Below are 15020 nucleotides of genomic sequence, written 5' to 3'. Positions count from 1 at the left end.
CTACCGTAGGTCCCTTTTTGCCCCCTCCCAAGGCCCCTATTTACACAGCACGGGCTGACGCCTCTCGAGGCGCCAGCCCGTGCCGTATCGCTCAGCCTACTTGCGTCGTCGGTGACGATAGGCCGAGAGGTAGAGCCGGAGCTCGTGGTAGTCGTAGCGTCCTGAGGTTGCTTCGTAAATGGGCTTGAGGCCCGCTGCTTCGTCCATCTCGGCGAAGTAGGGCGAGAGTTCCTCGAGCTTCTCTGGGGAGATGAGTGCCTCCTCGTCACTGAGGAGTCCCTGCTCGAGGAGCTGGGCGATGTGGGCGTAGATCGTGCCGATGCTCAGGCTTCGCTCGCTGGCTACCTCTAGAGGTGTTATCCCCGAGCGGAGGAGCTCTAGGGTCTTCTCCTGCGTCGAGATGCGGGGCTCTTTCGCCTTCTTCTCCTTGGCGGTCTTCTTGCTCGTCGGGCCTTCTTCGCCGGGGACGACGTAGGGGATCTTCACCTCGGCCTTCGCCTCCTTGAGCCATGCCTCTAGACGCTCCTCGACCTGGATCGTCTGTCGGTCGGGATAGAGGCCCGTGGAGAGGGACTGCATGCTCCCCTCGATGCGCAGCAGGGCTCGTACCTGTCGGACGGTCTGGCCGTAGAGGAGGTCGAGCTCAGCGATGAATTCCTTCACCTTCTTCATGCCTCGCACCTGATGCTGTGTCTCCATCAGGCTGGAGAAGAGCTGACGCCAGCGAGGGAGGAAGTAGCGGGTAGCCTCCTCGACACGCCGTGCGATCTGGGGGAGAGCTGCCTCGCCCCCTGCATAGAGGCTGTGGAGCTGGTGGATAAACCGATCCGCTACCCCTCGGAGCTCATCCATACGAGCGGACTGCTCCAGCGCCCAGTCCCCGAAGGCACTCTTCTTACTGCGGTCGCTCTCGATACGATAGCTGTAGGCATGCTGGCGGTAGAGGTCGGAGATAGCAGCCCAATTGAAGGCAGAGATCGTCTCCGCCTCCCAGTAGCTGAGCTTGTCGCTCGAGAGAATTTGCTCGAGCTCTGTGTCGCTGGACTGGGTCTTCTCGTAGTCGGTGATGAGGCTCGGTACAGAGAGTGTCTCTGAGCTAAGCGGGGAGAGTAGGACCAGACCCTCAGGAGAGCGCAGACGGGAGAGTGCTACGTAAGCCTGTCCCGAAGCAAAGGCCGCCTCGAGGTCGATGGCCGCTCGGTCGAAGGTAAGACCTTGGCTCTTGTGGATGGTGATGGCCCATGCTAGGCGAACGGGGAAGTGCTTGAAGACGCCCTGGATGTCTGGCTCGGTGTCGCCCGTCTGTTCGTTGAGTTGGTATCGGGCATTCTCCCAGGAGTAGAGCGGTACGTCTAGTAGTTCGCCGTCCTCCAGCCGTACGAAGAGCTTCTTATCCGTCATCTCTTCGACAGTGCCAAGCATACCGTTGTAGAAGCGTCGGGGTTGCTGGGTATCGTTCTTGATCATCATCACTCGAGCCCCGATTTTTAGGCGGAGCATCGGCTCTAGGGGATAGAGGTGCTCGGGGAAGTCCCCAGCGATACGAGCATGATAGTCTTGGTAGGCACCGGGCAGGGCTTCGAGTGCCTTGCGGTTGATCTCATCGGCACGGGCGTTGTGCGTCGTCAGGGTCACATAGCCCTCGTTCTTTATTGGGTCGAAGGAGGGACGCACCCGACTCTTCAGCCAAGAGAGATCGTCGCTGGTGAGCTGGCTGTAGCGCAGGTGATTCAGCAGACCGATGAAGCGCTCATCCTCCTGACGATAGACATGCGTCAGCTCGATGTAGAGGGGCGGATACCGCTGTAGTACCTGTGCGTGGAAGAAGAAGAGGCTGGGGTAATACTGGCTGAGCACGCTCCACTCCTGAGGCTTCACCACGGGTGGGAGCTGGAGGAGATCCCCGATGAAGAGCACCTGCACTCCACCGAAGGGTAGGGGGCTACGGCGCACACTTCTCAGGACCAGATCCACGAGGTCCAGCGTGTCGGCACGAAGCATACTCACCTCATCGATCACCAGGAGCTCCAGCGCCTGAAGTAGGCGGATCTTCCGCTCCTGCAGATGTACATGCCGACGAAAGTCCCTCGGGGTGACGAAGAGCTGGGATGGGGTCGATGGGAGCTGAGCCATCGAGTCGGGGATGAAGGAGCCTATGGGGAGCTGGAAGAGGGAGTGCAGGGTCGTCCCCCCGGCATTCAGCGCTGCGATGCCTGTAGGCGCAGCGATGATACAGCTCTTGTAGGTATGCTCTCGGATGTAGTGGAGGAGGGTGGTCTTCCCCGTGCCTGCCTTGCCGGTGAGGAAGATATTGCGTCGTGTGTGGGCGATGAAGTCCTGGACGTATTGCTTGCGCTGCATGGCTAGGCCGATAGGATACGGGATATGAGTTCGGAGTAGAGTTCCGAGCTGGGGATGGAGGCGTCTACCCCCTTAGAATAGGCGTCGACGAGCCGTAGGTGATGGATGATAGCGAAGGTCTGAGCGGCGGAGTAGTTCCGTCGAGCCAGATCATAATCTCGGGCGACGAAGGCCTGCATCCCCAGCAGGGCAGCGATGCTCTGCTCCTGCGGGTTGGGGAGGTAATAGACAGCCATCAGGTTCGAGAAGAAGCCGAAGAGCGTCGAGAGGGTCATCTGGATGGGATGATTGCGCTCATTGGCGGCGAAGTAGAAGGCGATACGGTAGGCTCGCCCCGAGTCTCGGCGCAGCAGAGCGGAGAGGAGCTCGAAGTTGTTGTACTCCTTACTTATGCCGACGTAGTACTCGATGAGCTCTGGGGTGATGGTGCGTGTCTTGCCGGAGGTGGCGATGGCGATCTTGTCGATCTCTTGGAGGATCTTCTCTAGATCGTTGCCCGTAGCATCAGCCATGAGGTGGGCTGTACGAGGGTCGATACTCAGCTGACGAGCGGCGAAGCTCTTGATGATGAAGTCAGGGATCTTCGAGTCGTACATCCGTGGGGACTCGTAGACAGCATCCAGAGCGCTAGCGGATTTGTATAGGGCCTTGCGCTTGTCTGCCTTCTTCTTGTAGCAGAGGATGAGGCAGGTGGATTCGGGGAGCTCCGAGAGGTGTGGAGCGAGCTGATCTAGATCACGTACCTGCTGGGCTTCACGTACGAGCACGAGCATTTGGCTCCCCATCATCGGGAAGCGCAGTGCCTCGAGGAGAATATCTCGAGCAGAGACGTCTCCTCCGTAGAGGATCGTCTGGTTGAAGTCCTGCTCCTCCTCGGGTATGAGGTGCGAGGTGGCGAAGGAAGCGATCTGATCGATGAAGAGGGGTTCGTCGCCCGCTAGGAGGTAGACCCGCTGAGGGCGTCGCTGCTTGAGGGCTCGTATAATGTCGTCGTACGTGGGCATCTCTACGATAAATATGTACCTTCGTAGGGGTTGGTACCCACGAAGACCTAGGTACAAAGATAGTCATGATCGAGCTAAATCTCCCGAAGTATCCCGCACGTCTGACCCGTCGTGATGGGAAGCCCTACATCTATGATGAGCTACGTCGTAAGTTCGTCCGTCTCACCCCAGAGGAGTGGGTACGTCAGCACTTCGTCCACTTCCTCCTGGACGAAGGAGGCTACCCGAAAGAGCTGATGCAGAATGAAGTTGGCCTTCAGCTCGGGGCGACGACCAAGCGCTGTGATACCCTGCTCTATGATCGCTCACTTCGCCCGCAGATGATCCTGGAGTACAAGGCGCCACACATCCCACTCTCCGAGACGGTGCTTCAGCAGATCGTCCGCTACAACTATGTGCTCCGTGTCCCCTACCTCGTCCTAAGTAATGGTATCGAACATCTCGTCTGCCAGATCGACTACGACGAGATGACCTACACCTTCCTCCCCCAGTTCCCCGCTTACTCTGAGCTAGTCACGGGCTGATCCCTCAGCCCTAAGATCTCGGCTTGAGGTGCTCTACGCCCCAAGCCCTCACCCTCGTCTACCATGGAAGCCTTCCTCCATTATATATGGGCCCGTCGTCTGTGGGCTCGCCTCATCCCTATGGGTGGTCTCCGAGATGCGCGCATCGAGGTCATCGACCCTGGGGTACTCAATCATCACGCCGGTCCCGACTTCTTCGGGGCGAAGATCCAGATCGATGACCTCCTGTGGGTCGGCTGTGTGGAGATCCACCACGCCTCGAGCCAGTGGTACCAGCACGGGCACGACGAAGATCCCGCCTACCGCTCGGTGATCCTGCACGTCGTGGAGCTGGACAATCGTGCCGTCCAGCACCCTGCCGGAGAGGAGATGCCTACCTGCCTCCTGATGGTACCCGAAACGCTCCCTCAGGAGTCGAGCCTCGGGTACGTAGGGGAGACGATGCTCCCCTGTGCGGAGGGGCTGAGGCAGGTGTCGGAAGACCTCTGCCACACGTGGCTCGCTTGCCTCTACCGTGCACGTCTGGGGCGAAAGGCGGGGCTGGTCGAAGCCCTTCGTCACCGCTCGTCGGGCGACTGGGGGCAGGCGCTCTATGCCCTCTTCGTGCGGTATCTGGGCTTCGGACTTAACAATGATGCGATGGAGCGCCTTGCCTTCCGTCTGCCCCTTCACCTACTACAGAAGCACCGAGATCAGCTCCTCCAGCTCGAGGCGCTCCTCCTAGGGACGGCAGGCCTCCTCGGCTATCTCCCCGAGGGCGAGCGACGGGAGCGCTGTCGGGAGGAGTTCGCCTTCCTCCAGCATAAGTACAGCCTAGAGCCCCTCCCAGCAGATACCTTCCGTCGGGCTCGTACCCGCCCAACGAACCTCCCCGAATACCGCCTCCTTCAGCTGGCTTCACTTCTGACGAAGGTCGATCTCTTGGGCGAGGACCTCCAGCGTGTCTCCACCCTCCAAGCGCTTCACCGCCTCCTACACCATCCCCTCGATGAGACCTGGTGTGGCGGGAAGTGGCGTGGGGATGGAGGCCTCAGCCTCGGAGCGTGCGCTAGCCTGGCGATCAACGTCCTCCTGCCCTACCGACGGGCGTGGCGGGTGGCTTACAAGGAGCTGAGGGATGAGCCTTCGCCCCTCCAGCTCATCGAGAGTCTCCCTGCCGAGGAGAACCACGTCACCCGCCTTTTCGCCGAGGCGGGACTTACCCCGAGGACGGCGCTGGAGTCACAGGCACTGCTAGAGCTTCACGAGGGCTATTGTCTTCGGGATCGATGCCCGCTCTGTCCCTTCGCTGAACGGTGCGAAAATACCCTCTCCTAGAAGTCGCTTGTGGAGCGGGATCTGGAGGGGTCAAAAAGGCCCCTACGGTAAGGTCGCCGAAAAAACCTACTGTAGGTCGTGAGGACGACCTACAGTGGGTCGCATCGACGACCTACCGTAGGTTTTATTTTGGAGGGATTAGGTGAGGGGCTGGAGACCTTCGCTTCCCTTACTCCAGAAGTCACGGGAGAGTATGACAGAAATGGTACATTTTGTCACAAAAAAGGGAGGGAATTGGCCCGGTCTTAAACTATGGCATCGCTTTTGCCTCTTATTTAGCAGAGGGAGGAGACTCGTATATATGTGTCGGCGCTCCCTCCTCGTTCATTACGAGGCATGCTGAGCGAAGCCCTTGCGCCCCGAAGTGGGGTAGGTGACGCTCGAACCAGTAGAATTAACGCTATACATAACGACTTATGAGCAAGGTATTGAAGAAATCCATGGCTATCCTAGGTTTGGTAGCAGTAAGTGTCGTCGCCTCAGCTACGACCGTACATATGATGGCTCGCAGTGGCAAGGCCCCTGTAGCCTATGACTCAAGCTTCGCTCCCGAGGGCGTCACCTCGGCCAGCGAGTATGGATTCCAAAACACCGCCTACGCTCTCGGCTCCCGTCAGCTGGGCAACGCCCCCGACCTGACGCCCGCTGCCGAGAGTTCGGTCAAGGCGGTCGTTCACATCAAGGTGAAGAAGACCCAACAGGTACAGGAGCAGCAGATGATCGATCCCTTTGAATTCTTCTTCGGAGGTGATCCTCGTGGGAGCCGTCGTAGCGAACCCGTCGTGGGCTACGGCTCCGGTGTCATCATCAGCAATGATGGCTACATCATGACCAATAACCACGTCGTCGACGGTGGGGACGAACTCTCCGTGACCCTGCATGACAACCGTACCTTCAAGGCGAAGCTCGTCGGCTCTGACCCCTCGAGTGACATCGCTCTGATCAAGGTAGAGGCTAAGGATCTGCCGACGATCCCCTTCGGCAACTCCGACAACCTTCGCCTGGGCGAATGGGTGCTCGCCGTGGGGAACCCCTTCAACCTCACCAGCACCGTCACCGCTGGGATCGTCAGCGCTAAGTCCCGTCCTGCGGCCTCGGGGGATCAGCTCGGTGTGGCCTCCTTCATCCAGACCGACGCAGCCGTCAACCCCGGTAATAGTGGGGGCGCTCTAGTGAACGCTTCGGGCGAACTCGTCGGGATCAATACGATGATCTATTCGCAGACGGGTAACTATGCCGGCTACTCCTTCGCCGTGCCTATCAATATCGCCGCTAAGGTCGTCTCCGATATCAAGAAGTACGGCGCTGTACAGCGTGGTATGCTCGGCGTCGTGGGGGCAGATGTCACCAGCGAACTGGTCCAGAAGGAAGGACTCAAGGTCAACGAAGGCTTCTACGTTGCTGACTTCGCCGAGATCAGTGCCGCACTGGCTGCCGGTCTAGAGAAGGGCGACGTGATCACCGCCATCGATGGGCATCGCATCATCTCCTTTGCTCAGCTCCAGGAGCAGATCTCTCGCTTCCGCCCCGGAGATACCGTGTCTGTGACGGTGAACCGCAAGGGCTCGGAGAAGACCTTCAAGGTAACTCTCCGCAATAAGGAGGGTGGCTCCAAGCTCCTTCAGAAGAGTGCTTCCTCCGACGCTGATAGCCGTCTCGGAGCGAGCCTCAAGGAACTAAGTGCCGGCGAACTGCGTAACTACGGCCTCTCCTACGGCCTCGTCGTCGAGTCGCTCCGCTCTGGGGCGCTGAAGAAGGCTGGCATACGTGAGGGCTTCATCCTCCTGACGGCTAACGACACGCCTCTACGCTCCCTGCGTGACCTCAATCAGGCAGTCGCTGCCCTCGACAAGTCAGGTAGCTATGGTCGCTCTCGCCGTGCTTCGCTTCTCCTGCGTGGCTTCTATCCCCAGACGGGTGAAGTGATGACCTTCACGATCGAGCTCTAGGGCATCTCCCCCTAGTCTATATACAGCATCCCCACGGATGAGTCGAGGTAGCCTGAGCTCCCTCCCTTGTCCGTGGGGATACTATATATATAGGGGCGCTCGTACCGCCTTTGTAGCACGAAAAGGCTATCTTTGCCTGTGCTAGTAACTAGGTACATATTACGTTCACTCTAATGAGATCGTCGAATAGAAGCAAGAACTACTCGCTTATCGCTTTGGCTATCCTAGGGGGTAGCCTCCTCTCTTCCCCAGAAGTCTCCGCCCAGACGGCTATAGGTCTTCGCCTCGGTCAGCCCGAGGAGGTTACCCTTGGTGTCGATGGGCGTATCACCCTCGATGTGGCAGCCTTCTCCCCAGTCAATAAGTCCAACTTCTCCTACGCCAACAGCGCCTCAGCAAGTGGCGGGAGCGTAGAGCCCTTCCGTATGGCAGGGGGTACCTCGATCACGCAGGCCCGCCTTGGAGTCTTCTCCAGCTATGGTAAGTGGTCGGGACGTGTGGATGTCAACTACGTCGGTCAGCGGGTCACCTTCTGCGATATCTACGCTGCCTATGCCTTCAATCCCCGTACACACCTGGTCCTAGGGCACCAGCTCGAGCCGATGAGCATCGGGATGAATACCTCTACCCGCCACGGCTCAGTCACCACGCCACTCCCCCTAGACTTCCTCATCCCCTATACACGACACTGGGGGCTAGCTGGCACACATTGGGGCGATAAGTACTGGCTCGGTGCAGGCATCTTCGGCGGTAGCAGTGAGCGTGTCCAAGCCCGTGAGAATCATCTGGGCGAGGGCTATGGTGTCTCCATGCGTGCTGTCTATCGCCCCATTAACACAGCGGAGCATACCCTGCATCTCGGCCTCTCTGCCGTAGCCCGCACACCCGAGCGTGTGACCTCGGACGAGGGGATCGTCTCCCTCGGTGGCCACTCTGGCTCCGCCGTGGAGAATCGTGCCTTCGTAGCTGGGCGATTCACTGGGATCGAGCACTATACTATAGGTGGTCTGGAGGCAGCCTACCGCAATGATCACTTCTTCGTCCAGGTAGAAGCCCTTCGCTCGACCTTTGTGTCCAAGATCGCTGGTGCAGGTCTCTCCAACGGGAATCGCACGCTCATCATCGGCGGCGACAGGGCTACATCCTTCTGGGGCGCTTATGGCTTCGCCACGTACATGCTCCGTGGGAAGCAACGTAGCTACTCCAACGGGAGCGCTGCCTTCTCCAATGTCCATGACGAGGTAGAGCCCGGTGGCAATCTTGAGCTCCTCGCCGGAGGAAGCGTCCTCGATGCAGAGCCCCTCCTCGGCCAAGGCTACGAGCTCGTCGGGGCGCTCAACTGGTACCCCAATACGGCGATGATGCTTGGCCTGAGCTATACCTTCACCGGACTATCCGATGACGCTACGGCCTTAGGCCGCCTTCGCTCCAAGAGTGGTGAGGGCCTAAGCTACAGCACACTGCAGCTACGAGCTCAGTTCGTCTTCTAATCCCCGATCTACCCCGCTTCGAAGCCCTCCGATCTATGCGTATCCGATCGATCCTCCTCGCTCTGCTCCTCCTCGTTCCACTCTGCTCTGAGGCTAAGGATGTCAAGCCTAAAGCTCCCGTCGTCACCCCAGAAGAGCTCCTCAAGGAGGCGCTCTCAGCCTATCATGCCTACCAGTTCGAGCAGGCCTCGACAGCGCTGGAGAAGTACTTCACCGCCCTGCAGCGCAAGCGCCTAGCGGTCCCTGACAGTGCGAAGGTCCTTGAGGCACAGATCGCCCGAGCCGAACGGATGTATAGCTCGGCAGATGCCCTGCATGTCGTGGATAGCGCTCTAGTGCGTATCAGCCAACTCTCGGAGCTCCTTCCTCAGGGAGGAGGGCGCTTCTATTCGGAGCACCAGCTACCCGATGGGCTCTCTAGCGTGGCTACTCGCTACCTGCACCAGAGTGTGGATAGTGCTTCATCTACTGAACTCCCCCTCTTCGTCTTCGTCGATGCTCTTGCTCGCAATAGCATCGTCCCTTCTGGGGGCTCCCTCACGTGGCTAGCTAAGGCAGGTAGCGCCTGGGAGCGCCAGGAGATCGAGATGAAGTCCCTCGAGGGTGCATCCCGCTACCTCAGCCCCTTCCTCCTAGAGGATGGGATGACACTATTCTTCTCTACGAAGACTTCCTCGGGGCTCGGAGGCTACGATCTCTATATGACTCGCCTCACGGAGCAGGGGAATAGCTTCTTCGAACCTACGCTCCTCGGGATGCCGTACAACTCTCCCTTCAATGACTATCTCCTGGCCTATCACGAGGCAGAAGGGTGGGGCATCCTCGTCAGTGACCGCTTTGCTCCCGAGGGACAGGTCCATGTCTATCGCTTCACGGGGCGCCCTGCCTTCCTCTCGGGAAGTAAGGGTGGAGAGACCTCCGAACTAAGCCCCGACGAAGCTTACCGCCGTGCTACCCTCTCGGGCGTACTCTATACCGATGGCGAGGTGCTCCCTCGTCCTACAAAGGGCTCGAGAGCCAAGGAAGAACTCTTCTTCCACCTGCAGGGAAGCACCATCTACCGCTACTGGTCGGACTTCAAGACCGAGGCAGGTCGTCAAGCCTTTGAGTCAGCCGAGACCCTCCGCCGTGACCTCCTCGAGCAGCGTGCTCGTCTGGAGCGTCTCCGCTCTTCGTGGAGGCAGGCTCGTCCAGAAGCTCGCCCTATACTCCGCTCTGAGATCCAGCTACTAGAGGCCGCCCTCACACAGAAGGAAGCCCAGCTCCAGAGCCAGCTCAATGCTGTACGCCGTCACGAAGGTGTGCACTAACCCCCTCCCACTTAATCCTCTCTCTACTTGGAATCATTTAGTCAGGTCATCAGGGAAGTGATCCCTTGGGCAGCATGGATAGCACTGGCTGTCTCTGCCGTCCTGCTCATCCTCTCGGCATTCATGTCCTCGTCGGAAGTTGCCTTCTTCTCCCTATCCCCATCCGATATAGATGCGATCAAGGAGGAAGAGCACCCTGCGGACAATGCCCTCCTAGAGCTCCTCAAGGACTCAGAGCGACTGCTGGCGACGATCCTCATAGGCAACAACCTGGTCAATGTCGCTATCGTCATCCTTACGGGATATGCCTTCACCCTGATCTTCGACTTCTCTTCGTCACCCGTACTAGGCTTCCTCACGCAGACGGTCATCCTGACGCTCCTGTTGCTCCTCTTCGGTGAGATCATCCCGAAGGTATATGCCCAAGCACGCCCTCTTGCCTTCAGTCGCTTCTCTGCGGGTAAGATGCGCTTGGTTTCGAGTCTCCTAAATCCCTTCTCCTCCTTCCTCATGCGCTCGACAAGTCTCCTGACACGGCGTATGCAACCGAAGCGCTATGACCTCTCTGTCGATGAGCTGTCGCAAGCCGTCGACCTCCTCGAAGGGCACGAACCCGAAGAGAAGGAGCTCTTCGAAGATATCATCAACTTCCACAGCAAGACGGCCTCCGAGATCATGGTGCCCCGAGTAGATATGGTGGATATAGACATCTCGTGGGACTTCCACAGGATGCTCCACTTTGCTTTGGACTCGGGCTACTCCCGTATCCCCGTTTACGAGGATTCGGAGGACAATATCCGAGGTATCCTATATCTCAAGGACCTCATCCCCTATAAGGACGAGGGGGCAGACTTTGACTGGAAGAAGCTGATCCGCGAAGCGCTTTTTATCCCCGAGAATAAGCCTTTGGATGATCTTCTGGAGGAGTTCCGCAGCACGAAGAAGCACATCGCTGTCGTCGTCGACGAATATGGAGGTACCAGCGGGATCGTCACCATGGAAGATCTCCTTGAGGAGATCGTCGGTGAGATCTCGGATGAATATGATGAAGAAGAACTGCCCTACAAGCGCCTGCCCGACGGGAGTTATCTCTTCGAGGGAGGGACACCTCTGAATGACGTCCTCCGTGCTCTGGATCTAGAACCTGGGATCTTCGGCAAGGTCGAGGACCAAGTGGATACCCTTGGAGGTCTTGTGCTTGAGCTCAAGCAAGACCTACCTCGTAAGGGAGATGTCGTCACGGCTGGTGGCTGGAGCTTCCGAGTCACAGGGCTGGAGAAGTTCCGTATCACCGAGGTGAAGGTCACGCCACCTGCCACCTCTACTGAGGGCGAAGTATGATACTTGAGCATATCGAAGGGTTGCCCCTTGGGGTAGCCCTTTGTCTTTCTCACTTCCCGCCAGTACCCCGATCGGAGCGTAGGAGTGTAGAGCAGAGGGCTGTCGAGCTGATCCTCTCGGAGCTCTTAGGCGAATCCACACCACGCCGTGGCTACGATCCCCTCGGAAGACCTATTCTCCTGGACTATCCTGACCGATCCCTCAGCATCAGTCATACCGAGGGGCATGCAGCCGTGCTCCTTACTCCTTCGCCTGACGGCACACCTGGGGTAGATATCGAGACCTACCGCCCTCAGCTCTACGAAGTAGCCTCACGCTACCTCCATCCTGATGAGTGGGAGCGGGTGCTGGCTACCTCTCCTCTTACTGAGCTACAGCTACGCTCCCTCCTCTGGTCGGCCAAGGAGACGGCCTATAAGGTCTTCAATCCTCCGGGGGCTTCGCTCCTCAGCTTCACCGCTATGGAGCTCCGTCCCGCCGAGCTGATCCTAGCCTATCCACAGGGCGGTACTCAGCTAAGGCTCGGCTACCAGCTTCGCCCCGACTATCTCTTCACCTACGGGGTGCATTCCTAAGGGATTCCTCTGCTTAGACCGCCTCCGATATACCCCCCTTCACGATCCTAACTAATCACTCTAATATACCAATGACTATGCGTAAGTCTCTCTTTGCCCTTCTCGTGGCTCTTGGGGTAAGCACCCTAGCACGAGCTGACGAAGGGATGTGGCTCCTGGAGCAACTCTCCAAGAAGTACCCTGAGCTCGTCAAGCGTGGCCTCGCCATGCAGGAGTACGATCTCTACAACCCCAACGGCACCTCGCTCAAGGACGCCGTCGTACACTTCGACGGAGGCTGTACGGGTGAGGTGATCTCCTCCCAAGGCCTGGTCCTGACCAATCATCACTGTGGCTACGATGCTATCCAGAAGCTCAGTAGTGTCGAGCACAACTACCTAGAGGATGGCTACTGGGCGAAGAGCTTCGCCGAAGAGCTTCCTGCCGAAGGTGTCGTCGTCTCCTTCGTAGACAAGATCGAGGATGTCACGGCTTATGTCCAGGCCGAGCTAAAGAAGATCCGTAAGGGTACGGGCATGGAATACCTCTCCCGCCACTACCTCGACGGCCTTGCTCGCAAGCGTGTCGGGGAGGCTTATCTCAAGGCACACCCAGGGACGAGCGTAGAGATCCGCCCCTTCTACAATGGGAATAAGTATCTGATGTTTACCAACAAGGTCTACTCGGATATCCGCTTCGTAGGAGCGCCTCCCAGTGCTGTGGGTAAGTTCGGTGCCGACACGGACAACTGGAAGTATCCCCGCCATGCAGGCGATATCTCCATCTTCCGTATCTATGCCGATGCTAACGGCAATCCTGCGCCCTACTCCAAGAGTAATGTGCCCCTGAAGCCCAAGCGCTGGTTCAACATCTCTACCGACGGAGTCCAGAAGGAAGACCTAGCGATGATCATGGGCTTCCCTGGGCGCACGAACCACTTCTTCCTCCCATCGGAAGTCGAGGAATGGAAGACGATCGACAACGATATCCGCATTCACATGCGTCAGATCCGTCAGGAGGTCATGCTCAAGGATATGCTGGCCGATCCCAAGGTGAACATCATGTATGCGGCTAAGTATGCCCGCTCGCAGAATGCCTACAAGCGTGCGATCGGAGCGAACTTCGGTATCGAGAAGAACAACTTCAAGGCCACCAAGCAGCAGGAGATGGAGTCGCTACTCGAATGGTCGAAGGCGAACGCTCCTAAGTCCTACCGATCCTATGCAGAAGCCATCGCTACCATCGACAAGGCGATCGCTGGACGCAGGGATATGCGCCGTCAGTTCTGGTATCTGGATGAAGGTCTCTGGCAGGCCATCGAAGCAACTCGAGCTCCAGGGGCAGACGATCCTCTGACCGCTACAGATCGGGCCTTCGTCGCCTATAATAACAAGGACTACCTCCCGGCCCTCGATGCTAAGATCGCTAAGGCAGAGCTCGCCGAATATACCCGCCAGATCGATCGTAAGGACTGGCCTGAAGCGATCGCCGACGGGATAGATCAGTTCGGCTCGGTAGAGTCCTATGTCGATGTGATGTTCGCTCAGTCGACCTTCACCACCCCCGAAGGCTTCGAGGCGTTCAAGAAGCTAAGTCCTAAGGAACAGCAGGTCGTCCTCACCACTGACCTGATGTCCCGCTTCGCTGCTTCGGTGCGCACCAAGCGGGAGCAACTCACCCGGGCGCTCCGTGCCTTCGACAATCCTATTGATCTGGCTCGTCGCACCTATGTCGGTGGTATCCTAGCACAGCGTGGGGAAGAGAACCTCTGGCCCGATGCCAATAGCACCCTGCGCTTCACCTTCGGAAACGTCCGTGGCTATTCGCCCGTCGACGGGGTGGAATACCAAGTACCCACGACGCTCCGTGGGGTGATGGAGAAGGAAGATCCTACTTCTTGGGAGTTTGCCGTCCCAGCCCGCCTCAAGGAGATTTACGCTAAGCAGCTCTATGGCGCTGGTCAGCGCTGGGCCTTCAAGAATGCCTCCGGTGGCTATGAGATGCCCGTGAACTTCGCCGCTACTACCCACACCACGGGTGGGAACTCCGGTAGCCCCGTCTTCAATAAGTACGGAGACCTCATCGGGATCAACTTCGACCGCAACTGGGAGGGTGTCGGTGGCGACATCCAGTACCTGCCCTCCTATCAGCGCAGTATCATCTGCGACATTCGCTACGTGCTCCTGCTCATCGACCAGCTCGGTGAGTGTCCTCGTCTCATCGACGAGCTCTCGCTCGTCTCACGGCGATGAATGCCTCTCACGACCAGTGCCCTCATCTCGTCGTCCTCTCGGGGGCGGGGATGAGTGCCGAGAGTGGTCTCTCGACCTTCCGAGATAGCGACGGCCTCTGGGCCGGGCACAATGTCCAGGAGGTAGCCAGCATCGAGGGCTGGGAGCAAGATCCCCAGCGGGTGCTGGACTTCTACAACATGCGCCGTCGGGAGTTCGTCGGGGCTCAGCCCAACGAAGGACATCGCCTTCTTGCCGAGCTGGAGCGTCGCTATCGGGTGACCATCGTGACGCAGAATGTCGACGACCTACATGAGCGGGCGGGAAGTACCCACGTCATCCACCTCCACGGCGAGCTGATGAAGAACCGCTCCGTGCGCAATGCTCGTGTGACCTATCCCGCCGAGGGAGCGACGCTGGAGCTTCATGTGGGGGACTTAGCTCCCGACGGCTATCAGCTCCGTCCCTTCATCGTGTGGTTTGGCGAAGAAGTTCCCGAGATGATCCCTGCGATTGAAGCTACGGAGCGGGCGGATCTCTTCCTAGTTATCGGCACTTCGCTCGAGGTCTATCCAGCAGCTGGCCTCCTAGGCTACGTGCCTCATCGTGCGCCGGTCTACTGCATCGACCCCAAGCCCGTGCGGAGTAGTTACCGCCCCGATCTCATCCACTTCGAGACGGGAGCGACCGAAGGAATGCGTCGTCTCTACGACCTCCTGATGAAGTAGCTTTTCCCTTCCTCTTTCACCCCTCTTTGGAAGCCCCAATATCCGCTCTCGGATGTCGGGGCTTCTGTTACTTTTTTGCTCCACCTTTCGACCCGTCGAAAGCCCGCTTCCCAGCGCCCTTTCCCGCCCCTTCTCCACGGAGCGAAAAAACGACCTACGGTAGGTCGCCTTACCGACCCACGGTAGGTCGTCGATGCGACCCACAGTAGGT

General features: G+C 58.5%; 11 protein-coding genes. 9 read left to right on the top strand and 2 right to left on the bottom strand.

What is annotated here, in order from left to right; genetic code table 11:
- Nucleotides 1-96 precede the first annotated feature (96 nt).
- Nucleotides 97-2361: a helix-turn-helix domain-containing protein gene (locus tag HMPREF1556_RS05440; protein ID WP_021667337.1), complete on the bottom strand. Its 2265-nt coding sequence runs from the start codon at nt 2359-2361 to the stop codon at nt 97-99.
- A 2-nt stretch (nt 2362-2363) separates the two neighbouring features.
- Nucleotides 2364-3365, bottom strand: a complete 1002-nt coding sequence (gene holA, locus HMPREF1556_RS05435; RefSeq protein ID WP_021667336.1) for a DNA polymerase III subunit delta — start codon at nt 3363-3365, stop codon at nt 2364-2366.
- A 65-nt stretch (nt 3366-3430) separates the two neighbouring features.
- On the opposite strand from holA, the gene HMPREF1556_RS05430 reads away from it, so the two are divergent.
- The 9 genes from HMPREF1556_RS05430 (at nt 3431) to HMPREF1556_RS05390 (ending at nt 14809) form a co-directional block, all read left to right on the top strand.
- Nucleotides 3431-3889: a type I restriction enzyme HsdR N-terminal domain-containing protein gene (locus tag HMPREF1556_RS05430; protein ID WP_021667335.1), complete on the top strand. Its 459-nt coding sequence runs from the start codon at nt 3431-3433 to the stop codon at nt 3887-3889.
- A gap of 63 nt (nt 3890-3952) precedes the next feature.
- A complete protein-coding gene (locus HMPREF1556_RS05425; protein ID WP_021667334.1) occupies nt 3953-5206 on the top strand; it encodes a DUF2851 family protein in 1254 nt (417 codons plus the stop codon).
- Between the two features lie 416 nt (nt 5207-5622).
- A complete protein-coding gene (locus HMPREF1556_RS05420; RefSeq protein WP_021667332.1) occupies nt 5623-7155 on the top strand; it encodes a Do family serine endopeptidase in 1533 nt (510 codons plus the stop codon).
- Nucleotides 7156-7370: 215 nt separating this feature from the next.
- The gene (locus HMPREF1556_RS05415) at nt 7371-8645 is read left to right on the top strand and encodes a porin (RefSeq protein ID WP_044125287.1); all 1275 of its coding nucleotides are present in this window, start codon (nt 7371-7373) and stop codon (nt 8643-8645) included.
- Between the two features lie 35 nt (nt 8646-8680).
- Nucleotides 8681-9955: a hypothetical protein gene (locus HMPREF1556_RS05410; protein WP_021667330.1), complete on the top strand. Its 1275-nt coding sequence runs from the start codon at nt 8681-8683 to the stop codon at nt 9953-9955.
- 27 nt (nt 9956-9982) lie between these two features.
- A complete protein-coding gene (locus HMPREF1556_RS05405; protein ID WP_021667329.1) occupies nt 9983-11296 on the top strand; it encodes a hemolysin family protein in 1314 nt (437 codons plus the stop codon).
- Nucleotides 11293-11871, top strand: coding sequence for a 4'-phosphopantetheinyl transferase superfamily protein (locus HMPREF1556_RS05400; RefSeq protein ID WP_021667328.1), 579 nt, complete (start codon nt 11293-11295; stop codon nt 11869-11871). Before HMPREF1556_RS05405 ends, HMPREF1556_RS05400 begins: the two co-directional genes overlap by 4 nt.
- 71 nt (nt 11872-11942) lie before the next feature.
- On the top strand, nt 11943-14102 hold the full coding sequence (locus HMPREF1556_RS05395; protein WP_021667327.1) for a S46 family peptidase: 2160 nt from the start codon (nt 11943-11945) through the stop codon (nt 14100-14102).
- A complete protein-coding gene (locus HMPREF1556_RS05390; RefSeq protein WP_021667326.1) occupies nt 14099-14809 on the top strand; it encodes an NAD-dependent deacylase in 711 nt (236 codons plus the stop codon). Before HMPREF1556_RS05395 ends, HMPREF1556_RS05390 begins: the two co-directional genes overlap by 4 nt.
- The last annotated feature ends 211 nt before the right edge of the window (nt 14810-15020 follow it).

It is taken from the genome of Porphyromonas sp. oral taxon 278 str. W7784 (assembly GCF_000467855.2).
Lineage (GTDB): Bacteria > Bacteroidota > Bacteroidia > Bacteroidales > Porphyromonadaceae > Porphyromonas.
This window is presented reverse-complemented; position numbering and strand designations above follow the sequence as displayed.